The following is a 25,258-nucleotide window of genomic DNA, read 5'->3' on the forward strand; positions in this document are numbered from 1 at the left end:
CGGCTTCTCCCCTCCCTTCCATGCAGACAGCCGTCTCGCTCGAACGAGCGATAAAGCGGACCGGCGGTAGTGCCAGGGGGGCGCCCGCGGCCGGGAAGGTCAATCGATCAGCGACAGCCAATGACGGTAGAAACCCTCGGCCACCCGATTCAGCCCGGCAACCTTGGCAGACAACCCGGCCAGCATGTCCTCGGCGGATTGCTGGCTGGGCTGGGAGGGATCGAGCAGGTGCGGCCAGCCGGCGATCCAGCGCCGCACCAGTTCCTCGGTCATTTCCGGATGGCCTTGCAGGCCGAGTACGTGACCACCCCAGGAAAACCCCTGGTTCTCGCACCACGGGCTGGACAGCAGGCGCTCGGCGCCCTGCGGCAGGTCGAAGGCATCGCCATGCCACTGGAAGATCGAGAAGCGCTCCGGCAGCCCGGCCAGCCATGGACTGTCGCGGCTTTCCCGCTGCATGGGCTGCCAGCCCATTTCGGTGTAGGGCTGTTGCCGCACCGTCGCGCCCAGGGCGCAGGCCAGCAACTGGCCGCCGAGGCAATGGCCGATCAGCGGGATGCGTCGCTCGATGAAGCGACGCAGCAGCGCCAGTTCGTCGCGCAACCAGGGCAGGTCGTCGTTGACGCTCATCGGCCCACCCATGATCGCCACCGCTCGCGGGCGTTCGGCGTCGAGACCGGCGAGTTCGCCGAGGTCGGCGCGGATCACGCGGAAGTCCAGGCCGCGCGCCGCCAGCACGGCACCCAGATGGCCTGGCGGACAGAACTCGGCATGGGTCAGGATCAGAATATCGCTCATGGCTTACCTCCTTCCCCAGTCTGAAGGAAAGCCTTCGAGGAAGGAAAGCCCGACGCAGGAGCCCCGGCCCGGGATCGCGGCCGGGGTCCCGCCGCCGTCACGGACGCAGCGAAGTGACCTCCTGGGTCACGCCCCACCCGTCCAGCACGCCGCCCAGCGGCACCACGACTTCCTCCAGGTCGTGTTCGAAGGCACCGATGGCGGCATGGGTGGCGTACATCACCTTGCTGACCTGCAGGTTCCAGGAGCCATCGTCGCGAGCGACGACCTGGGCCCTGAGCGACTCGCCGCGAAACTGGCCCGCTGCCTGGCGGGCCTCCCGCTCACTGGGAAAGATGGCGAAGAAGTCGATGGGATGGATGCGCGCGAAGTCGAAGCCGCCTTCTTTCATGCGACGCAGGACATTCACGCTGACATCATCCGAGAAGGGCTTTTCCATGAGACGCACCTCCTGTCGAGACATTCAGAAAATTCACCGATTCCCCATTCAGCTGAAGCCATCGTCGGCGATCATGAGAGTTTTGTGATCAGGCCAGAGGAGGATCGGACGACCATGGCTTCTTTCAGGGTAGCGTCAACCTGCCAGCGCTGCCGAGCTTTCCGCCGCCTGCCCCGGCGGGCGGCGACCGGCGGCAGACAAAGCGCTGTACAAAAGGCCCGGCCGTTGAGCAAGATTCCGCCTGCGCCGGCGACCGTTGGTCCTGCCCGATGGCATTGGCGAAAGCGACTCGTGCAATAATATCAGGTTGATATCAACCACTTCTCTCCCGCTATCCCGTTCGGACGCTTTCATGCTTATCAGCAGCTACAACCAGGTTCTTGTCGCCTTTTCCCTGATTGTGGCCATCCTGGCGTCCTACACCGCTCTCGACATGGCCGGCCGGGTGACCCTGGCGAAAGGCCGCGAGGCGCTCTCCTGGCTGATCGGCGGCGCTTTCGCCATGGGCTTCGGCATCTGGTCGATGCATTTCGTCGGCATGCTCGCCTTCAGCCTGCCGATCCCGCTCGGCTACGACCTGGGCCTGACCCTGCTGTCGCTGCTACTGGCCGTCGGCAGTTCGGCCTTCGCCCTCTGGCTGGTGTGCCAGGCGGAACTCCCCTGGCAACGCCTGGCGCTGGGCGCCCTGCTGATGGGCAGCGGCATCGCCGCCATGCACTACACCGGGATGGCCGCCCTGCTGATGATGCCGGGGATCGTCTACGACTCGCTGTGGCTCGGCCTCTCCATCCTGATCGCGGTGATCGCCTCCGGCGCCGCGCTGTGGATCGCCTTCCGCCTGCGCCATGGCAGCCGGCGCATCGTCCTGGTCCGCGCCGGCGCCGCCCTGGTGATGGGCTGCGCCATCGTCGGCATGCACTACACCGGGATGGCCGCCGCGCAGTTCCCCCTGGGCAGCTTCTGCGGCGCCGCCGGCCGAGGCATCGACAACGGCTGGCTGGCGGTGCTGGTCATCGTGATCACCCTGGCGGTGATCGCCATCGCCCTGATCGTGTCGGTGCTGGACTCGCGCCTCGAGGCACGTACCTCGGTGCTCGCCACCTCCCTCGCACGAGCCAACCGCGAGCTGATCCAGTTGGCCCTGCACGACAACCTGACCAAGCTGCCCAACCGCATGCTCCTCGACGACCGCCTGGAGCAGGCGATCCAGCAGGCGATCCGCGACGATCGCCGGTTCGCCGTGCTGTTCATGGACCTGGACGGCTTCAAGGCGGTCAACGATGCCTACGGCCATCACCTCGGCGACCTGTTGCTGATCGAAGTCGCCGAGCGTATCCGCGCCAACGTCCGCGCCCAGGACACCATCGCCCGCCTCGGCGGCGACGAGTTCGTCCTGCTGATCGAGGCCCGAGAGCCCGCCGACGCCGCGACCCTGGCCGAGAAGCTGGTGAAGCGGATCAGCCAGCCGTACCAGATATCCCGCCACGAGGTGCGGATCTCGGCGAGCATCGGCATCGCGCTCTACCCCGGCGACGGGCAGACCCGCCACGAGCTGATGATCAATGCCGACGCGGCGATGTATCACGCCAAGGACCAGGGACGGAACGGCTACTGCTTCTTCGAGAGTTCGATGAACGCCAACGCCCAGGAACAGTTGCAACTACTGCATGACCTGCGCCAGGCCCTGGAGCGCCGGCAACTGGTCTTGCACTACCAGCCCAAGGTACTGGCGCCGAACGGACCGATGATCGGCGTGGAAGCGCTGCTGCGCTGGGAGCATCCGCAACACGGGCTGATCACCCCCGGCCAGTTCCTGCCGCTGGCGGAAAAGACCGGCCTGATCGTGCAGATCGGCGAGTGGGTGCTCGACGAAGCCTGTCGGCAGATGCGCCTCTGGCTGGACGGCGGACATGCGGACTGGAACATCGCGGTGAACCTTTCGGCCCTGCAGTTCGCCCATGCCGGCCTGGTCGACTCGGTACGCAACGCACTCCTGCGCCACAGCCTGGAGCCCAGCCACCTGATCCTCGAGGTGACCGAATCGACCGCCATGCGCGATGCCGATGCCAGCCTGGTGATCCTCGAGCAGTTGTCGGCGATGGGCGTCGGCATCTCCATCGACGACTTCGGCACCGGCTACTCCAGCCTGCTGTATCTCAAACGCCTGCCGGCGAGCGAACTGAAGATCGACCGTGGCTTCATCAACGAGCTGGCCCACGACAGCGACGACGCCGCGATCGTCTCGGCGATCGTCGCCCTCGGCCGCACGCTGAACCTGAAGATCGTCGCCGAGGGCGTGGAAACCGAGGCCCAGCAGGAGTTCCTGACCCGCCTCGGCTGCAATTCGCTGCAAGGCTTCCTGCTCGGCAGGCCGATGCCGGCCGAGCAGTTGCTCGCCAGCGTCGCCTGAGCGCCGCCAGCGGCGCGCCACGGGACCTGTCAGAAGCGGCAGATTCGCCCATCGCCGTCTCGTTGACTTCCGCCCGCGCTGCGAACACCTTATGTCGCGCCCGCCGGGCGGCATGCCGCGACATGTCACGCCGCCACGACGAGCGTCTATCCAATAACGAGAAAACATGCATGAACAGGCTGTGTGTACTGGGGCTTCTCATCGGGCTGAGCGGGAGCCCGGCACTGGCGGCTGGCCAGGGCGAATCCGGCAATCCGCCGGCCACCGACAAGGAGCGTTTCATCGCCAGCCTGATGGCTCGCATGAGCAACGCGGAAAAGATCGGCCAGCTACGCCTGGTCAGCGTCGGCGCCGACCATCCCAAGGAAGCGCTGATGGCGGATATCCGCGCCGGCAAGGTCGGCGCCATATTCAATACCGTGACCCGCCCGGACATTCGCGCCATGCAGGACCAGGTCCGCCATAGCCGCCTGAAGATCCCGCTGTTCCATGCCTACGACGTGGCCCACGGGCACCGCACCATCTTTCCCATCAGCCTCGGCCTGGCCGCCAGCTGGGACCCCGAGGTGGTCGCCCGCAGCGCGCGGATCTCCGCCCTCGAAGCCAGCGCCGACGGGCTCGACATGAGCTTCTCGCCGATGGTCGACATCACCCGCGACGCGCGCTGGGGGCGGGTCTCGGAAGGCTTCGGCGAAGACACCTACCTGACCTCGCTGCTGTCCGGCGTGATGGTCCGTGCCTACCAGGGCTCCAACCTGGCCGCCCCGGACAGCATCATGGCGGCGGTCAAGCACTTCGCCCTGTACGGCGCGGCCGAAGGCGGCCGCGACTACAACACCGTGGACATGAGCCTGCCGCGCATGTTCCAGGACTACCTGCCGCCCTACAAGGCCGCGGTGGACGCCGGCGCCGGCGCGGTGATGGTCTCGCTGAACACCATCAACGGCGTGCCCGCCACCGCCAACCGCTGGCTGCTGACCGACCTGTTGCGCCAGCAGTGGGGCTTCAAGGGGCTGACCATCAGTGACCACGGCGCGGTGAAGGAACTGATCAAGCACGGCCTCGCCGGCAACGAGCGGGACGCCACGCGCCTGGCGATCCAGGCCGGTGTCGACATGAACATGAACGACGATCTCTACTCGACCTGGCTACCGAAGCTGCTGGCGGCCGGCGAGATCGACCAGGCCGACATCGATCGCGCCTGCCGCGACGTGCTGGCGGCGAAGTACGACCTCGGCCTGTTCGCCGATCCCTACCGGCGCCTGGGCAAGCCGGACGACCCGCCGTTCGACACCAACGCCGAGAGCCGCCTGCACCGCCAGGCCGCCCGCGAGGTGGCTCGCGAAGGACTGGTCCTGCTGAAGAACCGCGACGGTCTGCTGCCGCTGAAGAAACAGGGGCGGATCGCCGTGATCGGCCCCCTGGCCAAGAGCCAGCGCGACGTCATCGGCAGTTGGTCGGCAGCCGGCGTGCCACGCCAGGCGGTAACCGTCTACCAGGGCCTGGCCAATGCCGTCGGCGAGCGTGCCACCCTGCTCTACGCCAAGGGTGCCAACGTCAGTGGCGACCAGGCGATCCTCGACTACCTAAACAGCTACAACCCGGAAGTCGAGGTCGATCCGCGCTCCGCCGAGGCGATGCTCGAGGAGGCCTTGCGCACCGCGCGCGACGCCGACCTGATGGTCGCCGTGGTCGGCGAATCGCAGGGCATGGCCCACGAGGCCTCCAGTCGCACCGACCTGCGCATCCCGGCCAGCCAGCGGCGGCTGCTGAAGGCACTGAAGGCCACCGGCAAGCCGCTGGTGCTGGTGCTGATGAACGGCCGACCGCTGTCGCTGGGCTGGGAGCAGGAAAACGCCGACGCGATCCTGGAAACCTGGTTCAGTGGCACCGAAGGCGGCAACGCCATCGCCGACGTGCTGTTCGGCGAGCACAACCCCAGCGGCAAGCTGACCATGTCCTTCCCGCGCTCGGTGGGCCAGGTTCCGGTCTACTACAACCACCTGAACACCGGCCGGCCGATGGACCACGACAACCCCGGCAAATACACCTCGCGCTATTTCGACGAAGCCAACGGCCCGCTCTACCCGTTCGGCTACGGCCTCAGCTACACCGAGTTCAGTCTCTCGCCCCTGCGCCTGTCCAGCGAACGGCTGGCCCGCGGCGCTACCCTGGAAGCGCGGGTCACGCTCAGCAACAGCGGCAAGCGCGCCGGCGCCACGGTGGTCCAGCTTTATCTGCAGGACCCGGTCGCCAGCCTCAGCCGTCCGGTGAAGGAACTGCGCGGGTTCCGCAAGGTGATGCTGGAGCCCGGCGAATCGCGGGAGATCGTCTTCCGCCTCGGCGAGGCAGACCTGAAGTTCTACGACAGCCAGCTCAGGCACACGGCCGAGCCGGGCGAGTTCAAGGTCTTCGTCGGCCTGGATTCGGCGCAAACCGAAAGCCGCAGCTTCACCCTGCTCTGAAGGCGCCGACCGCACCGCCAGCGTCGCCGCCGCGGGCGAACGGCAGCGTCTCAGCCCTCGGCCCGGAGCCAACGCCCGGGCCGGGGGCGGCGCCTGGTTCCCTCAACCGGCGTCCCCTTCCTCCTCGCCGCTCCGCGCCACGCTCTCCGTCAATGCGGCCTGCAACGCCGCCAACTGGCTGTCGAGCGAAGCGTCGATGATCCCGATCTCGGTTTCCAGGATGCAACCACCCTGGTCCAGCCGGGCATCGCCGACCACTTCCAGGTAGCCCACCTCGGGGAAATCCTTGAGCACCCGGGCGACCTGCTCGCGCACCGCGACCAGCTGTTCCGGCTGGACGTGCAGGATCACCTGCTTCTGGTTGCTCACCAATGCCAGTGCCTCGCGCGTGGCCGCCAGGGTCAGCTCGACAGCGTCGTAGTGGCGCAACACCTTGCGCACCGCCTGCAGCACCACCTCGCCAAGCTGGCGATCGACCTGCCGGTAGTAGCGATTGCAGCGCAGTAGCGTTTCCTGGATCAGCCCGGCCTGGCGCAGACGCGCCTCCTCCAATCCGGCCTCCCAGCCCAGGCGCTTCTGCTCCTGGTAAACCTCGTGGGCCTCGCGCTCGATTTCGGCGGCACGCTCGCGTGCCGCTTCCACCAGGCGGTTGGCGCTGAGGTAGTCCTGGTAGTCGCGGGCGCGCAACAGGGCCTGCCCGGGGGCCAGCCGTACGCGACTGGCGTCTAGTTCAACAAATGGAAGCATTCATCGCTCGCTTGTCGGGCGACCTTCAGGCACAGGGTCCGCGCCAGGGATCGCCGTTGTTCGTCGAAGGTCCAGTCCGCCGGGGCCGGCATGGCCTCCAGACGCAGGCGCAGGCGCCGCGAGAAACCGCAGTCGGCATCGCTACAGGCGGCCAGCCAGAAAGCCAGGCCGCAGCGCCGGAAATAGCCGTCTTCCGGGTTTTCCGGCAAGGCCCGCTGCCAGCCGGGCGGCCAGCGACCGATGAGCAGGTCGAGCTGTTCCAGGCAGAAACGCTGGCCCTGTTCGCCGATCTGCGCGCGGATGCGCCGTACCCGCGCACCGTCCAGCACCTGCCGCAAGGCCTGGCCGTGCAGCAGCGCACCGAGCCAGCCCAGGGTCCGTTCCAGCGCCGCCTGCGGGTAAAGGGCCAGCCCGCCCAGTTGCGCGGGCATGCGGAACGCGCAGTCCAGTTCCAGTTGCTCCAGCAGCCAGGCGTTGAGAACGCTCTGTCGCCGCCAGTCCGGCAGCGCCGGCAGCAACCGCAGCAATACCGCGGGCAGGTGCGACTCGTGGATGTAGCGGGCCGGGCAGAAGCGCAACTGGTAGGCCGTCAATGGCATCGCGCCGCTCAGCCCCGTTGCCGGTGCCAGAAGAACTGCGCCAGGTTGCTCGCCAGCAGCAACGCCAGCAGCAGGCCGAACAGACCGAGCAGGCGTCCGCGCGAGTGCTCCGCCACCTGGATCGAGAAGACACTCTCGAAGCGTGGCGCCAGCGGGACCTGGCGGACCCCGGCCGACGGCACCAGGACCACGCTGATGCGGTCGTAGCTGAGGCCTTCGATGCCGTTGTTCACCAGTTGCTTGATCTGCGGCACGTAGGCATCCAGTTGCACGTCGGCGGCGTGCTTGATGAACACCGAGGCCGATGCCGGCGAGGACTTCCTGCCCAGTCCGTCGCGCTCCTCGGGCAGCACCACATGGACCCGCGCCACCAGCACGCCATCGATCTCGGAAAGGGTATGGGAAATCTCCTGGGCCTTGGCGTAGTTGAGCCGCGCGCGCTCTTCGATAGGCGAGGAAATCAGCCCGTCCTTGGGAAACACATCCTTCAGCGTGGAGAAGTTCTCCCGCGGATAGCCCTTGCGCTTGAGCACCTCCACCGCCTCGGCGATATCCGATTCCTCCACCAGCAGGCGCACGGTGCCATCCTTGTCCGCCTGCTTGTCCGCGGAAACGCCCTCCGAACGCAACAGCGCCAGCATCTCGTTGCCTTCCTTCTGGCTGATCCCGGTATAGAGTTCGACCTTGCACCCGCCCAACGCCAGGACCAGCGCCAGGAGCGCCATGCGCGACAGACCTTTCACCGTTCGCCTCATTGGGTCTTCATCAGGGTTTCGACGTTCTGGCTCATGCGCCCGACGGTCTTGGCGATCAGCTCTTCCTGCATGGTGATGCGCATCAGCGACCACTGCATCTGCATCAGGCTGTTGGGATCGTCGCCGGGCGTCGACAGCTCCATCTGCAACTCCTGCTTGGCCTGGCTGAAACGCTCCCTGATCTGCCCCAGTTCGCTGAGCAGGTCGCCGCCCAGGCTGCCGGCACCGCCCATCGCCCGTTCGAACTCGGCGACGTGGGCCGCGCCGGCCGGGCCGCCGGAGAGTTCTTCGAGACTGGTGATCTGCGCCTGGGCGCCCATCCGAGAGATATCCATCATGACTCCAGGTCGAGTTTGTGGCTGTTGCGCACGAGGTTGTCGAGCATGCCGTTGAGCGGGATCAGCACCTGCAATTCGCGACGCGCCAGTTGCGCCAGGTATTCGCCGCCCGGCGCATGCTCGACTGCACCGAGCAACTGGAGGAGAAAGGTTTGCTGCTGGCGCCCCAGCGGCAGTTCCGCACGGAGCATCGCCTTCAGCTCCAGGCGGTCCGCCTCCAACCCTTGCAGCGGCTGGGCAAAGCGCTGCAGCAGGCGCTCGCCGAGAGCGCCGTTCTCCAACCCGGCCAGGCGGCGTCCGGCCGCCGGCGGCTCGCCGCCGAGGGCCTGCTCGAAAGCCAGCACCTGATCGACAGCCGGCAGGTTCGCCGCCTTTAGACTGGCCGACGGATAGACGGCGAATCCCGGCGGCGTGTCGATGCGGCTCATGTCCGCACCTGGGCGCGCATGCCGGCGGCGAAGTCGGCCAGGGCAGGATCGCTGCTGCCGCCCAGCCCGGCCAGCCTGCGGTCCAGCGCGGCGCCCAGCCCCAGGTGCCACTCGCACAAGGCGAACCAGGGCTCCAGCGCCGGCCAGGGATTGCCATGGGCGAAGGCCAGGGCTTCCTGATAGCGCCCCTGGTTGGCCAGGCTGGAAATCCGGATCAGCCGCGCCGCTTCGTCCTGTCCGAGGCGCTCCAGCCACTCGGCGATGCACAGCGCCTCTTCGTGGCAGTGCTGCCCGCTGCCGGCCAGCGCCAGTTCCGCCAATTCGCGTATCAGTGAAGTGTCCATGTTCAGATCTTCTGCAGGATGCCTTGCATCAGGTCGCGCAGCGCACGGGTCACCGTCGAGTTGATGTTGTAGATGACCGACCACTTGTTGATCTTGTGTTGCAGCTCGGCCAGCAGCGCCGGGTTGTCGGCATTGTCGGTCCCCTGCAAGGCCTTGATCGCTTCGTTGACGTCCTTGTTCGCTGCGTTGGCCTGCTCCTTCAGGGCATTGGCCACGGTATCGAGGGTATTCCCCGGGTTGGGGTTGAATATCTGCGCCATGCTTAGTCCTCTGTGAGCTGCGAAAGAATGCCGAGACCGCCTTCGAGGGCCCGGGCCTGCTGTTGCAGGAACTGGAAACGCTCCGGGCCGGCGCCTCTGGCCAGTTCCCGGCGACACTCCGCCAGCGCCGCCTGCAGACGCTGCCGGAGCGCTGCGGCATGCGTGCCGTCAGCGACCGACAGTCGCGTTTCCAAGGCTGTCATCATGGAGCACCTCCCCTTTGAGATTGATGATGAAACGCTGCTTGCCGCGGGCCACCAGGATCGACTCCGGCTCGATGGCGAGGATTCGCACACCGCGGGATGTCGAGGCGCCCACCGGGTATTTCTGGCCGTCGCCGAGCACTACATAGGGCACCCGCCCCAGCGACACCGAGCGAATCGTGAACTCCAGTTCGTCGCCGCTGGCGCGCTTGCCGCGACTGAGCAGCTCCAGGCTCGGGCGGTTGCCGAATTCCTGCTGGAACTCGCGCTGCAGGCGGTAGAAGGCGCTGAGCTGGACCTCGTCGAGCGTGCCGCTCAACTCGATGCGCTCGCCGCGCTCGCGGAAACTCAGTTGCCGGTCGAGGCCGGCGTCCGCCAGCAGGCGCTCGAGGCGGCGCAGGTGCGAGCCGGCCACCCGGACCTGGTTTTCCACCCCGAGCAGGCCCGGCACCTCGGACTCCAGCAATGCGTCGATCCGCGCCCAGCGTTCGTCCTGTTCCGCCAGTTCGCCGTTGAGCCGGACCCAGCCAGGCTTGTCCGCGTTGCTGCTGAGGATCTGCCGATAGCCGAATTTCTGCAGGATGAAATCCACGCCCTGGCGAATGTCTTCCATGCTCCGTGCTTCCAGTCGGTAGTCCACGCCGCTGCCATCGAGGTAGCGCTGTAGCGCCAGGCGCCGGGCGTTGTCCTCCAGGTAGCCGCCGAGCAGGAGACTGTCGCCCTGGCGCTGCACATCCACCTCGCTCATGCCCTGCTCGCGCAGGTAGGCGCGCACCTTCGCCAGGGGCTCCTCGCCGGCCATGCCGTGCTGGCGGGCCGACCAGGGTTCGACGAGCATGCCCAGCAGACACAGCGCCAGCGCCAGGCTGACGCCGAGCAGCCAGGCCCCGCCGGCACGGGCGGACGACTTGCGGCGCACTGGCGCGGTCTGCACCTCGGCTTCGGGGAAACGCTCGGGAAAACTCCGCTGCGGGTCGCAGAATGCCCAGCGCAGCGGGCCGCAGGTCTGCCCGGCAAGCGCCTGCAGGATCGCTCCGGCGACTTGCGCCTGGCCGTCCTGGCGAGGCTCGCAGCCCTCCGCCCACTCCAGCAGGCGCACGCCCTGGGCATCGACCTCGAGCACCAGGTGGACTGCCGCGATGCCCTCGTCGAGCAACACCAGGTCGGCCTGCAACGGATCGCTGCCAAGCGCCACCCGGCCCTCTCCGAGCGAGACTTCGGCGCCCTGGTTCAGCCCGCTGTAGAAGCGGATCTTCCAGGCCATGCTAATTCCCGCGCTCCGCGCCGACGCACCAGGCGCCGTCCTTGGGACAGGCGCCGTCGGTCACCCGCCAGCCCTCCTGCGCACCCATCCGGCAGGGCGTGAGGAACGAACCCTGGCCGGCCTGGCGCAAGCGCTCCTGTTCGGCCCTGGCCGGCGCCAGCGCCTGGCAGCGGGCGCTACCGAGCAGCTTGCGCAACGACAGGCTCTGGTTCGACAACTCGTCGATTTCAAGCAGGCCGCCGCGCAGGTCGCGACGGTTGTTCAGCGCCAGGTAATGGCCGACGCCATCGTCGATCAGCCGCGGCTCGATGAGGAACAGCCGCACCGAGCGGCGCACGGTGTCCGCGGTAGTGCGGAACAGCGCGCCGAGATAGGGAATGTCGCCGAGCCAGGGTACCTTGCGCTGGCTCTGGCTCAGTTCGTCGCGGTAGATGCCGCCGATCAGCAGGCTCTGGCCATGGCCCACGCGGGCGATGGTATCGATCACCGTGCGGTTGATCGTGGGGATCTTGTCCAGGCCGGCGCTATTGGGTTTCTGGCTGCCGTCCTCGATGTGCAGGCTGAGGCTGATCTCCGGCGTATCGCCGAGAGTCACCACTCGCGGCGTCATTTTCAGCATGGTGCCGTAGGTGATCGCCTTCAGCTCGGCCACCCGCTCGCCCGTGACCCGCACATAGTAGGTTTCGCTCTGGTCGAGCACCGCCTGGGTATTCTCCTGGGTCAGCAGGGTCGGCCGGGATCCGATCTGCGCCTGTCCCTGGCTCTGCAACAGGGTGACCTTGGCCAGCAGGAAATCCAGCCCGCGACTGTCCACCAGGCTGCCGACCGCCCCGCTACCGGCGCCGCCGCCCTCCTCGCTATCCTGGCCGGTGGTGCGGATCTGGATCGACTTGTTGTTGCCTAGGCGAATCCCGGCGCTCCAGTCGACGCCCAGCTGGGCGAGGTTCTCGGCATTGATGTCGATGATCGACAAGCCGACCTCGATCCGCGCCGAGGGCCGGTCGAGGGCTTCGATCAGGCGGCGATACATGGGCAACCGGTCCTTGTGGTCGCGCACCACCACCGCGTTCAGCGACGGTTCCGCCTGGACCACCGCATGGCTCGATTGCGGTCCCGGGCGCAGCTTGCCCGGCTCGTCGCCCACCGCAACCACGTTGGCATCGCTGAGCACCCGCGAGAGGATGCTGGCGATGCCCGGCGCCTCGATCTCGTCGTCGCGGTACTCGATCTTGCGGTCCTCGGCGACCGCATAGCGCAGCGGGAAGATCTCCACGCTGAGGTCGCCGGTCTTTTCGCTGCGCAGGGTGTATTGCTGCTCCAGCACCTGGGCGGTCTGCTCGACCAGTTCGAGATAGCGCCCCGGACCGGACACGTGCACCAGTCGCCCGGAAGGGTCGGCACGCCAGCCGAAGCGCGCCTCCCAGATACCGGCGGCGGTCAGCGCGCGCTTCAGCTCGGCCTCGCCGACCTGCTCCAGCCTCACCAGCCGCGATTGCATCTCGGTGGTCTTGAATACGTACAGCACGGTGCCGTCGTAGTACCAGCCGAGGTTGTAGAGGGAGGCCATCAACTGCAGGAAGGCCTGCGGGCTTTCCAGGTCGAAGCGACCGCTGACCTGGTCGTTGACCTTGTCACTGACGATCACCGAGGCATCGTAGTTGGCGCCGAAGTTGGCCAGCACGTCGCGCAGGCTTTCGCCCTGCGCCACATAGTCGTAAGGCAGGCTGGGCCAGTCCAGCGGCTGCGCGCGCAAGACCGCGCCAGGCAGCAGCGCCAGCAGTCCGCCGATCAGCAGGCGGCGCATCAGGGACGCCACACCGGAGCCTGCGGCGGCAACCCGCGGGGCAGCGGTTCCAGCTCCGGCGCCAGCGCCTCGAGCAACCCCACCTGGGCGGCCAGGGCCCGTTCGAGTCGCTCGGGATCGAGGCCGTCGAGGCCCAGCCGCGCCTGCAACAGCAGGCGCCCGTCCGCGTCCAGGACGATGGCCTGGGGATAGCGCCGGCTCCAACTGGCGACCCGCGACAACAGCGCCCGCAGCAACCCCAGCTGGTCGCGCTGCGGGTCCAGGGGGGCGTGCTCCAGCGGGCTTTCCAGCAGCAGGTCGTCGCCCTGGCGCAGCAACAGGACGCTCTGTCCGTCGATGCGCAGGTGGTACGAACCCGTCCGATCGGCAACAAAGGGCCCTTGGCCCAGGCGAGTGGCCAATCCGCTCAACAGATGATCCATGATTCCTCGGTAGGGCCGGCTTTCGCCGGCCGCTCAGCTCTGCCAGTAGAAGTGATCCTGTGCCTGGCACAGGTTGCGTTCGTGCAGCCAGGCCTGGACGGCGTCCGCCGCGCCGACGTCGTCGTCCAGCCGGCAGAGAGGTTGCCAGAGGCATTCGAGGACCTCGGGGATCGGCTCGAAGCCGGCCAGCCCGCCGCTGGCGAGCAGCGTCGCCATGCCCCGCTGCCAGTTCGGCCAGGCGCTCTTCGCCAGTGCCGAAGCCGTCTCCAGCTTGCCGGCCAGTTCGGCCACCTGTTCCTGGGTGCGCGCCTGGCACTTGGCGACCCTGGCCAGTTCCTCGCGGGCCTGCTCCGGCTCCAGCTCGGCCACGCGGGACCAGAATTCGGACTTGACTCGCAGTTGCCGGGACTGGGTCTCCAGCTCCACCAGCGACAGGCGCCAGCCGGGGATCGCCTGGTCGAGCAGGCTTTCCCACCAGCCATAGACCGGCAGCAGGACCCAGTCGATCATCGACTGCGGCACGGCGAGGTTGACCCGGTCGCCCAGTTCGGAGCACCAGCCGTCGTCGTCCTGCGCCGCGCAGAGGAGAATCTGCCGCACCTCTTCGCGCCCCAGCGCCAGGCCGCGCGCCAGGCGCTGCTGCAACCACTCGCAGCGGAACAGTTGCTCCAGCCGCAGGCGCGGCAGCATCCGCTGCAGCAACGCCAGTTGCCGCGCACTGATGATTCCGGACTCACGATACAAACTGCTCGATGCGTAACCCGGCACCCGACCCCGCGAGCGGGCGTCCGAGCCCACCACGGATACCCGCCTGCCAGCGAACACCGCTTCTCGGGAGTACTGCTTATCGTCTTCCTGCTCCATTCTCTGCCTTGGCTTCCTCACTACATTGCGCGCTCGTCAGAGCCTGCAATTTGGGCCGATTCTACTCATGCAGCCGCTACCGGGCTTTCAAAAAACGTCAGTTATTTTTAGCCCGGCATTCGTCCTTCCCCTGCCGCGAGCGGCTCGGTGTGCAGCCGAAACGGCGGCGATAGCTCTGGGTGAAATAGGACTGACTGGAAAAGCCCGCCTCCATGGCGATGTCGACGATGCTCATGTCGCTGTTGAGCAGCAACTGATGGGCATAGAGGATTCTCCGCTCGCTGATCCAGGCGCGCGGCGAAACCCCATAGACACTGCCGAACAGCTCCTTGAAGGTGGTCAGCCCCATGCCGAACTCGCGGGAGAAGTCGGACAGCTTCCACTCGTTGAGGTAGTGCTTCTCCATGAATAGCTGCAGACGCTCGACATGCCGGTTGCTCAGTTGCCGCAGGACCGACATCAGCAGCGGCCCCTGCGGACTGAACGCGAAGAGCATCAGCAACTCCTCGATCTTCAGGCAGGCGAGCATCGGCGGATGCTCATGCACAAGCAATTCCTTCAACCCCTTGACGCAACCGGCCAGCAGAGGCGTGGCAGCGAACGCGATGATGCCCGGCACGGGCTCGTCGCAACGCTCGACTTCACTCAACAGCGCGCCGAAGCGCTGGACGAAGCCTTGTAGAAACTGGGCAGATAATGGAATCCAGAGTATTCGGCTGTCCTTTCCCTTGGTACTTACGACATAGCTTCCGCGGCGGACGAAAAGCAACTCGCCAGGCGCCAGGCAAAAAGTGGAATCGATGTCCTGGACGGTCAGTTCGCCCTCGAGCAGAACATATACGCCCTCTTCCTTGTTTACCCTGTATTCGAAAGTTGGAATGTTCCAATGACAAGACGTTATCTGCTTTCGGCCAAGAGATTTGGCTCCTTGCATATTATAAGAACCCCAACACTTCCCGTCGTACCTTGAATGCCCCGCCGAGCGGAGAGGCATGAATACGCTCCGTTTTATTGATTTTCAAAGCCATGAGCACGGAGTCGATTTTATAATAATCAGGATTATCCGACGTGCGCTGATTCGCAGAGCGAGTCGGCTTCCGCCAATTAATCCAGCCTTCTTTAGAAGCGGAACAAAAGTACCAGTTTTATTATTCGAGGCCTTCCCTGAAAACGAACGAGACTTGCACTTCTTTAATCTCCATACGCACTTTCCGAAACAGCAGGCAATGTATCAATCGTTGCCAGATCTTTCTTCCGGGCGAGCGGCCGTACAACTCGGAAAACAGTCGCGCCGAACCAGCCGGACCCGCTCATCGACGCCCGCCGCCACCTGTTGCCAGGCACTCGCCTGGACCGCCGCGACGCCCACCCAGGAAAGCTCGGTACGCAGGTACAATGCCTCGCCCTCCAACCTGTCGACCTCCAGATCGAAGGCATAGCGCAACGGCAACCCGGACACCCGGTAGCGCCGCTCGGCAATCGTTTGCATCCTTCCCTGAACGACGGCATACAGGCGCAGCCTGAGTTGCGCCTGGCGCGCCTGCAGGGAAACGCCGCCCACCGAACCACCCACCGTCACCTTCGGCGACATCGGCGCGGGCTGGCTGACGCAACCGCCGAGCAGCAACGCCAGCGGCAACAGCATCCAGCACCTCACCTGCGCCGGACCGTGCGCGCCTCCAGCGGCGTGCCGTCACCGTCGGCGAGACGCTGCAAGGCCTGCTCACTACGCGGATCGCCAGCCACGTTGCGCGCCAGCCAGCGCGCCAGCCCGGCCACGCTGGAACGGTCCTCGCCGCGAACGGCCGCGCGGGTCACCGAACGCCCCTCGAAATGCCCCACCGCCTCGGCTCCAGCGTCTTGGGACGGCTGCACCGGCGAAATCGATTCGATTTTCATGGGGCCGCTCAAACCCTCATGCCGACCGCAGCGACCGCCTCGCGATCACTGTCGCACGGCAGCAGGCGCTGCCAGAACTCGGCGTGATCGAGCAGATTGGCCAAGGTCGCCTCGAAGCATTCGAGGGTCAGTTGCGCTGCGAGAATCTGCGCATACAACTGGACCTTGCCGGTCAGCTCGTCGAAGCCGAAATGCAGATCGAAACGGTGCCAATGGCGGTTGAAGCTGGCGAGCTGGCGAAAGATCCCCTCGCCCAGCACATCGATGCCCGCCACATCGGCCTCCAGCAACAGACGCTCGCGCTCGGCGAGCAGCAACAGGGTGACGCCCACCTGTTCGTCGAACAGCAGGCTCGCCATGCCCTCCTCGTCGAGGGACAGGGAAGGCAAACCGATACGGCCTGCGAACTCGGCAAGCAGTCGGTTGACCTTGCTCGTTAAATCCATGGGGGCGCCTCCTAAAGCTCAGCGCATGCTAGCACCGGGCTATGCATCGCTTTTGTCACTGAGAGACTTTTCTTTTAAGAAAAAAGCCACATCGCTGTGGCCTTTTCCTCCCGCGCGGAGACGGCTCAGACCACTCCGGCCGCCGCACGCCAGGCCTGGTTATGGCTCTGGGTGTACTGCTGGATGAGCTGCAGGACGTCCTTCATGAAGCCGGCATCGAAGCTCATCTGGTCCTCGACCTTCTGCTTCTGGCTCTGCCCGATGGTGGCGTTGACCTCTCCTTCCCGGGCGCTCGCCTGCGATTCGCCCTGGCGCACCTGGACCGAGGCGTTGGCCATCTGGACGAAGGACTGGATCACCGTGTTGGCCACCTGCAGGGCGCCGTTGCGGCTCTCGAAGGCACGGCCCGCCGCACGCAACGCCACACTGTCCTGCACCTGGTCCGCCGCCCAGACCTTGCCGACGATCTTGCGATCCTCGTCGGAGGTCTTGCCAAGCGCCTGCATCTTCGCGTCGATCAGTTCGTTGCGCCCATCGATGTTCTTCTGCAGGGTCTTCTCCTGACTGATGGCCTTGCCGTTCTTCAACGCGCCGAGGCTGCCGACCACCGCCGAGGCCAATGCGCCGACGCCAGCGATCACCGCCATGGCGATCATCAGCGTGGCGCCGCTGCGCATCTCGTCCACCTGCGCCTTCTGCGCGTGGATGATCGACTGGTTCTCGTTGTCGCGCTGGAGCACGCCCAGCTCGCGCGCTTTCTGCGCGATGCGGAAGAGAATCAGCAGAAGCTCGACGCTGCTGTCCAGCTCGCTGCCGGCCGCTTCCATGCGCACCGGGTCGAGCACCTGGCGCGGAGCGTTCAGTTCGACCCGATCGGCCCGCGCGGCCGGCACCTGCGGCAGGTCCGCAGCCGCTTGCGGCGTGCCGACGGAACGCCCGGCGGCGCCGGGAGCGATCGGCTCGGAGGGGATCGCGGCCTGGGTAGCCGCCAGGGAATATTGCGTGTCGATCATGTGACGTCTCCTCAGATCGCTGCCGGTCGGCTGGACAGGTTGTGCAGGGTTTCACCCTTGGCCTGGAGCATGGCGAAGATCCGCTCCATGATTTCCTGGAATGCTTCCAGCATGCGGCTCAGCTCTTCCTTCAGGCGCTCGATCACGCCCTGCAGGGTGGTCAGGTCGGCACGCGATTCCTGCACGTCGGCCTGGCGGTTCGCGGCCTTCGCCTGGAATCCCGAATGAGTGGCCTGGGCCGCGCCGTTGGCGACGTCCAGGGTCAGGTCGGAAACCTGCACGCCGAGTTTCAGCGAGTGCGACAGCGATTGGCCGGCCAAACTGCCGAACTTGCCGCCCAGGTCGGCGACCTTGCTCGCCAGGCTGGCGGTCATCTCGGCCGCCTTGCCGCCGATCTTCGCGCCCAGCCTGGCCAGCCCGCCGACCGCTGAGCCGCCGAAGCTGACCACCGCCGCCAGCAGCGCGACGGCGATCTCGATACCCATCAGTGCCGGGCCGAGCTTTTCCATCACTTCCTTGCTGATCAATCCGTCCGCGGCTGCCTGCTGTACCGACTGGGAGACCACTCCCATGACACCGCCCGCGATCATCAGTGCACCCGCGGCCGCGCCGACGCCGGTTGCCACCATGATTGCGCCGACGATGATCGAAGCTATTGCACTGATCCAACCAAAGATTTTGGCTGCCAGACCGGACTTCTGGGCTTCTTTCGCGGCTTCTTCCGATTCCCTGATCTTCTGCTGGTTGTCCTCCATCTTCTGCAGGTTCTGCTTTCGCGCCTGCTCGATTTCGGTCAGCTTGAGTTTCTTCTGCTGGTTCTCGACTTCGCCGGTGATTTTCGCCAGCTCGATCTCGAACGCCTGCGGCGACATCAGGCCGGCGGACAACAGCGTCGAAGCGCCGGCCAGCACAACCTGCCGCGCCAGTCCGACATCCTCGCCCACTGCCTGCACCAGGCTGGCGATCTCCGCACGATTGGCGACCTCCAGGCGCTGCTGGCTGGCTGCGGACGGCGGCGTCAGCGCCACCCCCGTGCCGCTCGCGGAAGCCGCGGCCGGCGCCGCCAGGCGCTCCACCCGCAGACTCTCGACATCCCTCGCGACCGGCCTGCCGAGCGCCGGGATATCCCCGGCGTCGGCCACCCCGTAGGGCAGTCCGGCGCGTTCAAGCGTTATCGGATTCATATGCTCGATCCTTTCTCGCGGTTACGGCTTCCAACATGGCGCCGGCACGCGCGGCCAGGGCCTCGTGCGCCGGCTGTGCCGCGGCCAGGACCCGGGCCGAGTAGAAGCCACTCTCGGCTCCGTCGAGATCACCCAGTTGCAGGTGGCACTCGGCGGCATGGAAGGGAAAGCGCGGCTCGTTGATGTCCATCAGCGCGCCGTAGCTGTAGCTCTGCAGGGCCTGTTCATAGAGACCGAGGGACTGGCGGCAGGCGCCCAGGCCGAGAAAGTAGCGGGCGTCGTAGTGGTCGAGCATGCACAGTGCCTGGAAGATCTTCTGCGCGTCGTCCCACTTGCCCGCCTGGTACTGGTTGAAGCCCAGCGCATAGAGCTGCTCCAGGGTGTCCTCGCTGAGTCCGCGAAGCATCGCCAGGGTGCCGCCGTCGCGCAGGAAGGCCTCCAGCGCCTGTTGCTGGTCGGTGTCGGAAGGGGTCGCTTGCTGGTTCATGGATACCTCTAGATCGCGCTGAGAATGTCGCGCAGGACGCTGTCGTATTTCTGGATGAAGCGGTTGAGCGCCTCGACCGCCGAGTTGTAGCGGGAGCTGGTGTCGTTGAGCAGGGTGGTCTTCTCGTTGACCTTGTCGTTCAGCGGACGCGAGCGGTCGCTCACCGTGGTGGCGAAATTGCCGACCGGGTTGTTGTCCTTCTCGAAGGGGTACTCATCGCTGAGGCCCTTGAGTTCCCCGCTCTGCTTCGGCGAGCCGCTGAGAAAATCCTTGATCGACAGCTTGCCGCTGAAGGTATCCAGATTGCTCAGCAGCGCATACTCGGGGCTGTCCTTCCACCTGGGATCGCCGACGGCATAGCCATATAGCGTGGGGTCGACCAGATCGATACCGCCAGCGTCGATCCTGATGCCCTGCTTGGCCGACAGCGCGGCGTTGATCTGCGACTGGATCACGCTGTAGACCTTCAACTCCGCGGTCAGCGCCTTGAGCTCGTCGAGCAGCGCCTTGCGCTTGCCGTCCTGGGTCTGCAGGACATCCTTGTAGACACCGATGACATCCTCGTCGAGACGCCCGTGCAGGCTGAAATAGGCCGACACCAGGAACTCGCGCAGATCCCACTGCGCACCGGGCTGCCGACGTGCCTGCAGGACTTCGCGGAGTACCTCGAGGCCCTGCCCCGGAGGCGCGGACGGATTGGCCGCGAGCAACCAGGCGAGCGCCTTGAGCACTTGCGCCTCGCTCAGCGGCTGGCCGGCGTGGGCCAGCACGATCCGCTCGCTGCGCAACAGGGCCAGCAGTTCCTCCTGCTCGGCACTGGCAGGCGCCGCCGACGCGGCCAGGAGCTCGTCCAGGAACAGCTCGCGAGCGGCATTAAGGTTTCTGACTTCCATCGTGATTTCTCAGATCAACAAGCCACGCATCGGCGTCGGACGCCGCGGCCGGGTACCCTGCTCGCCCTGCGTCGGCTGGGAACTGCGCATGCGCCGCAGTTCGGCCAGCAGCTCCTCTTCGGCGGCTCGCGCCAGCTCTCGCTCCGGCGCCTGGAACAGCAGCTCGCCGGCGTCCGCGGCAAGCCCCAGGCCTTGCCACATTTCCGCCAGCAGGCGGCCGCGTTCCTCGCTGTCGCGAATCGCCAGTTCGGCGGCCTGGACGGTCGCCCGCAGGGTGTCTTCGGTGTATTCGTTCATGTCGCCCATGGTAGGGATCGACGTTGCCGGAGCCTGTCAGGCACGGTCGGGTTTTTGTCGTTTTCGCAGGCTTCGCTGCGTCACCACCCGCCCGGCCTCCAGCTCGAACCAGCCGTCGGCGGGCTCGGCGGCGCCGGTCCAGCGGCGATAGAAGCGCGCCATGCGCTCGCCAGGCAGTGGGCTGCCGGCCAGCGCCAGGACCTTGCCGTAGAGACGCTGGCGCGGCCCCAGCGTATCGAGCGTGGCCTCCGCCAGCAGGTACAGCGCGGCGAATGGATTGGCCAATCCGCTGCGCGCCTGCCGCCGACGCAACATCACGATCCAGACCCGCTCGCCGTCGCAGCGCCAGGCCAGTTCGCAGCCATGGGCCAGGACCTGCCAGCCGAGCGCGATCGAGGTGTCGCGCAGGCAATGCGGACGCACCGCCAGGCCGCGGGCGAGAAACCAGGGAATCAGCGGATCGGCGCTCACAACACGATCCTGCCAAGCGGCTGGATGTTGATCTGCTGGGTCAGCTCCTGGTAGGACAGCACCGGCAGCCCGGCATAGTCGCTCTCCACCAGCTTGCGCACGTAGCGGCGGATATCCATGGAAACGATCAGCACCGGCCGGTTCTGCATCTGCGCGAGATCGCCGACGGTCTGCCGCACGCGCTCGAGGAAGGCCTGGGTTATCGCCGGGTCGAGGGCCAGGTAGCTGCCGGCGCTGGTCTGGCGGATGCCACCGCGGATCTGCTCCTCCACCGCCTGGTCCAGCAGATAGGCGGGAAGGATATTGTTGCCGCTGGAGTACTTGTAGCAGATGTAGCGCTTGAGGCTGCTGCGGATGTACTCGGTGAGCTGCACCACGTCCTTCTCCTTCTGCCCCCACTCCACCATCGCCTCGAGGATCGCCCGCATGTTGCGGATCGAGATGTCCTCGCCGACCAGGCGCTGGAGAATCTCGGTCATCCGCTGCAGGGGAACGATCCGCTGCGCCTCCTTCACCAGCTCGCCGTAACCCTGCTCCATCTGCTCCAGCAGGTAGCGCGTCTCCTGGATGCCGATGAAATCCTCGGCGTACTCCCGCAGCACATGGGACAGGTGCCAGGTGAGCACCTGCTCCAGGCCCAGGCAGGCACAGCCGGAACGCTCCAGGCGATCCTGATGCGCCTGCTCCACCCAGCTCGCCTCTTCTCCCGGCACCTGCAGCTCTGCCGGCTCGTGGGGGACCGCGAGCAATTCCAGCTGCGCGGCGCGTTCGCGCACCAGCAACCAGCCCGGCCGCAGGCATCCGCGCGCGACCGGGACCTCCTGTAGCTGCACCAGGTATTCGCCATCGCCCATCGCTTCGTTGAAGCGCAAGTGGATACCCGGGAACGGCACGCCGAAATCCAGATACAACGCGCGTCGTACCCGCACCAGCTCCTCGTTCAGCGACATCGCCTCGAGACGTTCCTGGAGGCTGGCATCGACGTCGATCAGCAACGGCACGGTGAGGGCGAATTCTTCCTGCTCGGCGAGACGCCCGGCCTTCGGCTTGCCGCCGCCAGCCTTGCCACGCGCCTTGGCCGATGGCGCTCCGGCGCCCTGCGCGAGCAGCGCCGGCAGGTCGCGGGAACCGGCGCTGGCCTGGGCCCGCTGGCGCCAGAGCATGAAGTAGCCGCCGCCGCCAACCAGCAGCGCGAGAGCCAGGAAGGTCAGGGTCGGGAAACCGGGAATCAGGCCGAACAGCACCAGCAACAGGCCGCCGATCAGCAGCGCCTTGGGCTGCGCCACCACCTGTTCGCCGATGTCGCTGCCGAGGTCCGCCGATTCGTCGGAAGACACCCGGGTGACGATGATCCCGGCGGTGATGGCGATCAGCAACGCCGGCACCTGCGAGACCATGCCATCGCCGACGGTCAGCACCGCGTACAGTTGCAGCGCGTCGGCGGTGCTCAGGCCCTTCTGCGTGACGCCGATGGCGATGCCGCCGAGGATGTTGACGACGATGATGATCAGCCCGGCGATGGCGTCGCCCTTGACGAACTTCATCGCGCCGTCCATGGAGCCGAACATCTGGCTTTCCTTTTCGATCACCGCGCGCCGCGCCCGCGCCTCGTTGACATCGATCACGCCAGCACGCATGTCGCCGTCGATGCTCATCTGCTTGCCCGGCATGGCATCCAGGGAAAAGCGCGCGCTGACCTCGGCGACCCGCTCGGCACCCTTGGTGATCACCAGGAACTGCACGATGGTGATGATCAGGAAGATGATGATGCCCACCACCAGGTTGCCGCCGACCACGAAGCTGCCGAAGGTGTTGACGATCTGCCCCGCGTCGGCCTGCAGCAGGATCATCCGTGTGGTGCTCACCGACAGCGCCAGGCGGAACAGCGTGGTGATCAGCAGCACCGCCGGGAACACCGAGAACTGCAACGGCGAGCCGATGTACACCGACATCATCAGCAGGACCACGGAGATGGTGATGTTGACGGCGATGAGGATGTCCAGCAGCAGCGGTGGCAGCGGCAGCACCATCATGAACACCACCGCCAGCAGCAACACCACCAGCAGGATGTCCTTGCGCTCGCCGACCCGGCCGAGAAGCCCGCTCAGGTCGTTCATTCCCGCGCCTCCAGCTCCAGCGCCCGGGCGTGCGCGGCACGCGCCGCGTCGAGACGCCCGGCGAGCTGTTCGGCACGGCTCAGGCAACGCCACAGACCGGGCTCCTCCTCGCCATCCTCCTGCAACTGCCGGCACAGGCGCACGGCGGGCTCGCCGAGGCCTTGCTGGAGCAACGCCAGGAGCAAGGCACGGCGCCCGTCGCGGCGCTCCGGCGCAACGCTCAGCAAGGCCTCCAGCAACACCTGGGCGCGTCGCGGCTGGCCGCATTGCAGGTGCAACCAGCCCAGCATCAGCAACAGGCGCTGTTGCGTCGGTTTCAACGTCATCGATTCATACCTTGTGCAACAGGTTCAGGGCCATTTGCAGCAGTCGCTCGTCTTCATCGCGCTCGCCGAGCAGGCAGGCCGCGGCCTGCAGGGCCGGCTGGCGGGGCAGCGTGAGGGCCAGGCGGAGATCGCGCAGCGCCCGGCGGAAGTCGCCGGGGCGCAGCAGGCCGTGCAACTCCAGCTGTGGCCGGGCGTAGTCGAACAGGCGCTGTTGCGCCTGCTGCGCGGGATACAGGCTGGCGACGTGGGTCTCCACCGGCCGGCCGTCGGGCGCCAGCAGATGGCGCTCCGGCAGGGGCGGTGCGAACGGCTCGGCATGCGCCAGGTCGAGCCGTTCGATGCCGATGTGCCAGGCACCGACCCGGCTCATGCGGCGAGCACTTCGCTGCGCGCCGAGCGCAGCGCCTGCAAGGCCTGGTGCAGCGTCGGCATGCCGACCTGCCGGGCTTCCAGGGTGATGCACAGCAGCAGGCGCGATTCGCCGCTCCAGGCGCAACGCAGCGGCAGGCTCCCGGCCGCGCGCGCATGGCACAGGCGCAACGCCCGCAGGGTGCCGCGATAGGCCTGGTGCCAGGCCAGGTCACAGGCCAGCCAGAGCGACAACTGTTCGCCATGGCGTTCCAGCTGCAAGGTGCCGCTGTCCTCGAAATCCAGTTGCACCACGCGCGCCAACGGCGCCGGTACGCTCACCCGCAGGTCCTGGCAGAACTGCGCGACGGCCAGCTCAACCCAGTCCATGCTGCTGCTCCTCTTCGCGCTCGATCGCCAGGTCGAGTGCCATCTGGCAGGCATTCAAAAGATTCTGGCGCTGCTCGTCGTCGCCGAACACTTCGACCGGCAACAGGCGGTAGAGACGCTTCAGTTCGCGGAAGAAATGGATCTGCCGGGCGACGTCGGCCAGCGGCAACGGCTCGAGCAACGCCTGCACCTCGGCGACGCCGACCCAGCGCTTCTCGAGCAAGGCGATGACTGCGCCGGTCAATTCAGAAGGCCCGTATGCCATGGCCCCGCTCCCCCGTCACCAGCACCTGCCAGAGCGCCCCCACCTGCTCCGCCAGGCCGCCGAGCACGCGCAGCTTGTGCATGTCGCTCATGACCCGCTCCAGCTTCACCGGATCGAGCCGGCTCGACTGACTGTCCAGGTCGGCGCTCAGGGCTTTCTGCAGGAAGGCCACGACCCGCTCCAGCGGCGTCGCGGCGAAGCGCGCCTGGATGTCCTGCCAGGCCGCCGACAGGCCCCGGTAGTCGAGTACTGCGTCACGGTAGGTATCGCGCAGCGCCTGGATATCGCCGACACCGGCGGCGGAAGCCTCGGCGGCCAGCGGCTCGATGCGCAGGCCGAGTTCGATCTCCAGGCCCTGCTCGTCGGCCATCCGCAGCAACGCCTGGTCGACCAGCGCCAGCATCGCCCGCGCCTCCGGCCGCCCGGCCAGGACGTCGCGCGCCCGCGACAGCGCCAGGAAGCGCTGGCTGATCTCGCTGGAGAAGCCCTCCAGGTAAGCGCTGAGCTGCGCCAGGCTGCTCAGTTGACCGCTGCCCAGGTGGGCGATCAGCGCCTCGAGCTTCTGCTGGCTTTCCAGGTCCGGAATGCGCTTCCAGTACTCCTGCAGCATGGCCTGGACTTCGCTCAGGCGCGCATGGGCGTCGCTCAGGCGGCGCTTGGCCAGGGATTTCTCGGCGCGCTCGGAAAAGGCGAAGGTCAGCTCTTCCGCGGCATCGGCCAGCGACTGCGAAACGGAGACGTAGTGGACGCGCTCGCCCTGGAAGCTGCCGCCGGCCTGCTGCGCGGGGGCGTTGGCCGCTTCCCGCGGCGCGAGGGGCGCGGCGGAGGAACTCTGGAGGATGTCCATCGTGGCTGTGGTTCCTGGTCTGCAAAGGCGGCGCAGTATAGGAACCGGTCCAGTGCCGCCGATGCCAATATCGGCCGGTTTTTTTTAGCCGCGGCGGCAACCGATTTCTAAAAACTCCCGGCTGGCACTGAAATT

At 66.6% G+C, this 25,258-nt stretch carries 32 protein-coding genes; 2 read left to right on the forward strand and 30 right to left on the reverse strand.

What is annotated here, in order from left to right; translation table 11 throughout:
* Positions 1-99: 99 nt before the first annotated feature.
* Together LJF27_RS17795 and LJF27_RS17800 are read right to left on the reverse strand one after the other, a co-directional pair.
* On the reverse strand, positions 100-798 hold the full coding sequence (locus tag LJF27_RS17795) for a type 1 glutamine amidotransferase (RefSeq protein WP_023116626.1): 699 nt from the start codon (positions 796-798) through the stop codon (positions 100-102).
* Between the two features lie 97 nt (positions 799-895).
* On the reverse strand, positions 896-1,237 hold the full coding sequence (locus LJF27_RS17800) for a ribonuclease E inhibitor RraB (protein WP_003087738.1): 342 nt from the start codon (positions 1,235-1,237) through the stop codon (positions 896-898).
* 352 nt (positions 1,238-1,589) lie between these two features.
* Here LJF27_RS17800 and LJF27_RS17805 point away from each other — a divergent pair, with 352 nt between their 5' ends.
* Together LJF27_RS17805 and bglX are read left to right on the forward strand one after the other, a co-directional pair.
* Positions 1,590-3,647, forward strand: a complete 2,058-nt coding sequence (locus LJF27_RS17805) for a putative bifunctional diguanylate cyclase/phosphodiesterase (protein ID WP_023116627.1) — start codon at positions 1,590-1,592, stop codon at positions 3,645-3,647.
* 170 nt (positions 3,648-3,817) lie between these two features.
* The gene (bglX, locus tag LJF27_RS17810; protein WP_023103275.1) at positions 3,818-6,112 is read left to right on the forward strand and encodes a beta-glucosidase BglX; all 2,295 of its coding nucleotides are present in this window, start codon (positions 3,818-3,820) and stop codon (positions 6,110-6,112) included.
* A gap of 102 nt (positions 6,113-6,214) precedes the next feature.
* Here the strand turns inward: bglX and pscL are convergent, their stop codons facing one another.
* The 28 genes from pscL to popN form a co-directional block, all read right to left on the reverse strand.
* Positions 6,215-6,859, reverse strand: a complete 645-nt coding sequence (pscL, locus tag LJF27_RS17815) for a SctL family type III secretion system stator protein PscL (protein ID WP_023084393.1) — start codon at positions 6,857-6,859, stop codon at positions 6,215-6,217.
* Positions 6,838-7,458 (reverse strand): SctK family type III secretion system sorting platform protein PscK, encoded by a 621-nt coding sequence (gene pscK, locus LJF27_RS17820; RefSeq protein WP_003087734.1) that lies wholly within the window; start codon positions 7,456-7,458, stop codon positions 6,838-6,840. Before pscK ends, pscL begins: the two co-directional genes overlap by 22 nt.
* Positions 7,459-7,466: 8 nt before the next feature.
* A complete protein-coding gene (gene pscJ / locus LJF27_RS17825) occupies positions 7,467-8,213 on the reverse strand; it encodes a SctJ family type III secretion inner membrane ring lipoprotein Psc (protein WP_003120329.1) in 747 nt (248 codons plus the stop codon).
* A complete protein-coding gene (gene pscI / locus LJF27_RS17830; protein WP_010895582.1) occupies positions 8,210-8,548 on the reverse strand; it encodes a SctI family type III secretion system inner rod subunit PscI in 339 nt (112 codons plus the stop codon). The genes pscJ and pscI overlap by 4 nt, the downstream gene beginning before the upstream one ends.
* Positions 8,548-8,979, reverse strand: a complete 432-nt coding sequence (pscH, locus tag LJF27_RS17835; RefSeq protein WP_023112922.1) for a YopR family T3SS polymerization control protein PscH — start codon at positions 8,977-8,979, stop codon at positions 8,548-8,550. The genes pscI and pscH overlap by 1 nt, the downstream gene beginning before the upstream one ends.
* Positions 8,976-9,323: a YscG family type III secretion system chaperone PscG gene (gene pscG, locus LJF27_RS17840; protein WP_003100735.1), complete on the reverse strand. Its 348-nt coding sequence runs from the start codon at positions 9,321-9,323 to the stop codon at positions 8,976-8,978. The genes pscH and pscG overlap by 4 nt, the downstream gene beginning before the upstream one ends.
* Before the next feature lie 2 nt (positions 9,324-9,325).
* Positions 9,326-9,583: a type III secretion system needle filament protein PscF gene (pscF, locus tag LJF27_RS17845; RefSeq protein WP_003117718.1), complete on the reverse strand. Its 258-nt coding sequence runs from the start codon at positions 9,581-9,583 to the stop codon at positions 9,326-9,328.
* 2 nt (positions 9,584-9,585) lie between these two features.
* Positions 9,586-9,789: a YscE family type III secretion system co-chaperone PscE gene (gene pscE, locus LJF27_RS17850; protein WP_003100751.1), complete on the reverse strand. Its 204-nt coding sequence runs from the start codon at positions 9,787-9,789 to the stop codon at positions 9,586-9,588.
* A complete protein-coding gene (pscD, locus tag LJF27_RS17855) occupies positions 9,752-11,050 on the reverse strand; it encodes a SctD family type III secretion system inner membrane ring subunit PscD (RefSeq protein ID WP_003100752.1) in 1,299 nt (432 codons plus the stop codon). Before pscD ends, pscE begins: the two co-directional genes overlap by 38 nt.
* 1 nt (position 11,051) lies before the next feature.
* The gene (pscC, locus tag LJF27_RS17860) at positions 11,052-12,854 is read right to left on the reverse strand and encodes a SctC family type III secretion system outer membrane ring subunit PscC (protein ID WP_014603062.1); all 1,803 of its coding nucleotides are present in this window, start codon (positions 12,852-12,854) and stop codon (positions 11,052-11,054) included.
* The gene (pscB, locus tag LJF27_RS17865; RefSeq protein WP_003100754.1) at positions 12,854-13,276 is read right to left on the reverse strand and encodes a YscB family type III secretion system chaperone PscB; all 423 of its coding nucleotides are present in this window, start codon (positions 13,274-13,276) and stop codon (positions 12,854-12,856) included. Before pscB ends, pscC begins: the two co-directional genes overlap by 1 nt.
* 33 nt (positions 13,277-13,309) lie before the next feature.
* The gene (gene exsD / locus LJF27_RS17870) at positions 13,310-14,140 is read right to left on the reverse strand and encodes a T3SS regulon anti-activator ExsD (RefSeq protein WP_003100755.1); all 831 of its coding nucleotides are present in this window, start codon (positions 14,138-14,140) and stop codon (positions 13,310-13,312) included.
* A 97-nt stretch (positions 14,141-14,237) separates the two neighbouring features.
* Positions 14,238-15,074 (reverse strand): T3SS regulon transcriptional activator ExsA, encoded by an 837-nt coding sequence (exsA, locus tag LJF27_RS17875; RefSeq protein ID WP_003120334.1) that lies wholly within the window; start codon positions 15,072-15,074, stop codon positions 14,238-14,240.
* A gap of 297 nt (positions 15,075-15,371) precedes the next feature.
* On the reverse strand, positions 15,372-15,785 hold the full coding sequence (exsB, locus tag LJF27_RS17880) for a YscW family type III secretion system pilotin ExsB (RefSeq protein ID WP_023116628.1): 414 nt from the start codon (positions 15,783-15,785) through the stop codon (positions 15,372-15,374).
* Positions 15,786-15,793: 8 nt separating this feature from the next.
* Positions 15,794-16,039 carry a T3SS regulon translocated regulator ExsE gene (gene exsE, locus LJF27_RS17885; protein WP_003100766.1) on the reverse strand — a complete coding sequence of 82 codons (246 nt, stop codon included), beginning with the start codon at positions 16,037-16,039 and terminating at the stop codon, positions 15,794-15,796.
* Between the two features lie 8 nt (positions 16,040-16,047).
* Complete coding sequence (gene exsC, locus LJF27_RS17890) at positions 16,048-16,485, reverse strand: type III secretion system regulatory chaperone ExsC (protein WP_003100769.1); 438 nt, start codon at positions 16,483-16,485, stop codon at positions 16,048-16,050.
* Positions 16,486-16,610: 125 nt separating this feature from the next.
* The gene (gene popD, locus LJF27_RS17895; protein WP_003113550.1) at positions 16,611-17,498 is read right to left on the reverse strand and encodes a type III secretion system translocon subunit PopD; all 888 of its coding nucleotides are present in this window, start codon (positions 17,496-17,498) and stop codon (positions 16,611-16,613) included.
* Positions 17,499-17,509: 11 nt separating this feature from the next.
* A complete protein-coding gene (popB, locus tag LJF27_RS17900; protein ID WP_004342870.1) occupies positions 17,510-18,682 on the reverse strand; it encodes a type III secretion system translocon subunit PopB in 1,173 nt (390 codons plus the stop codon).
* Positions 18,663-19,169, reverse strand: coding sequence for a SycD/LcrH family type III secretion system chaperone PcrH (pcrH, locus tag LJF27_RS17905; protein WP_023116629.1), 507 nt, complete (start codon positions 19,167-19,169; stop codon positions 18,663-18,665). Before pcrH ends, popB begins: the two co-directional genes overlap by 20 nt.
* An 8-nt stretch (positions 19,170-19,177) precedes the next feature.
* On the reverse strand, positions 19,178-20,062 hold the full coding sequence (pcrV, locus tag LJF27_RS17910; protein ID WP_003100789.1) for a type III secretion system needle tip protein PcrV: 885 nt from the start codon (positions 20,060-20,062) through the stop codon (positions 19,178-19,180).
* 9 nt (positions 20,063-20,071) lie between these two features.
* Positions 20,072-20,368 (reverse strand): LcrG family type III secretion system chaperone PcrG, encoded by a 297-nt coding sequence (gene pcrG / locus LJF27_RS17915; protein WP_003100790.1) that lies wholly within the window; start codon positions 20,366-20,368, stop codon positions 20,072-20,074.
* Positions 20,369-20,395: 27 nt separating this feature from the next.
* Complete coding sequence (gene pcrR, locus LJF27_RS17920; protein WP_003100791.1) at positions 20,396-20,830, reverse strand: LcrR family type III secretion system chaperone PcrR; 435 nt, start codon at positions 20,828-20,830, stop codon at positions 20,396-20,398.
* Positions 20,827-22,947, reverse strand: a complete 2,121-nt coding sequence (pcrD, locus tag LJF27_RS17925; protein WP_003100792.1) for a SctV family type III secretion system export apparatus subunit PcrD — start codon at positions 22,945-22,947, stop codon at positions 20,827-20,829. The genes pcrR and pcrD overlap by 4 nt, the downstream gene beginning before the upstream one ends.
* Positions 22,944-23,273 (reverse strand): type III secretion system chaperone PscY, encoded by a 330-nt coding sequence (gene pscY, locus LJF27_RS17930; protein ID WP_003113547.1) that lies wholly within the window; start codon positions 23,271-23,273, stop codon positions 22,944-22,946. The genes pcrD and pscY overlap by 4 nt, the downstream gene beginning before the upstream one ends.
* Before the next feature lie 4 nt (positions 23,274-23,277).
* Positions 23,278-23,643: a type III secretion system protein PscX gene (gene pscX, locus LJF27_RS17935; protein WP_023085089.1), complete on the reverse strand. Its 366-nt coding sequence runs from the start codon at positions 23,641-23,643 to the stop codon at positions 23,278-23,280.
* Positions 23,640-24,011 (reverse strand): type III secretion chaperone SycN, encoded by a 372-nt coding sequence (gene sycN / locus LJF27_RS17940; protein ID WP_003113546.1) that lies wholly within the window; start codon positions 24,009-24,011, stop codon positions 23,640-23,642. The genes pscX and sycN overlap by 4 nt, the downstream gene beginning before the upstream one ends.
* A complete protein-coding gene (gene pcr1 / locus LJF27_RS17945; RefSeq protein ID WP_003087693.1) occupies positions 23,998-24,276 on the reverse strand; it encodes an Acr1 family type III secretion system gatekeeper subunit Pcr1 in 279 nt (92 codons plus the stop codon). The genes sycN and pcr1 overlap by 14 nt, the downstream gene beginning before the upstream one ends.
* On the reverse strand, positions 24,257-25,123 hold the full coding sequence (popN, locus tag LJF27_RS17950) for a SctW family type III secretion system gatekeeper subunit PopN (protein WP_003087692.1): 867 nt from the start codon (positions 25,121-25,123) through the stop codon (positions 24,257-24,259). Before popN ends, pcr1 begins: the two co-directional genes overlap by 20 nt.
* Between the last annotated feature and the right edge of the window lie 135 nt (positions 25,124-25,258).

Origin of the sequence: Pseudomonas sp. 203-8 (assembly GCF_020708595.1) — a bacterium.
In the GTDB taxonomy this organism is placed as follows: domain Bacteria; phylum Pseudomonadota; class Gammaproteobacteria; order Pseudomonadales; family Pseudomonadaceae; genus Pseudomonas; species Pseudomonas aeruginosa.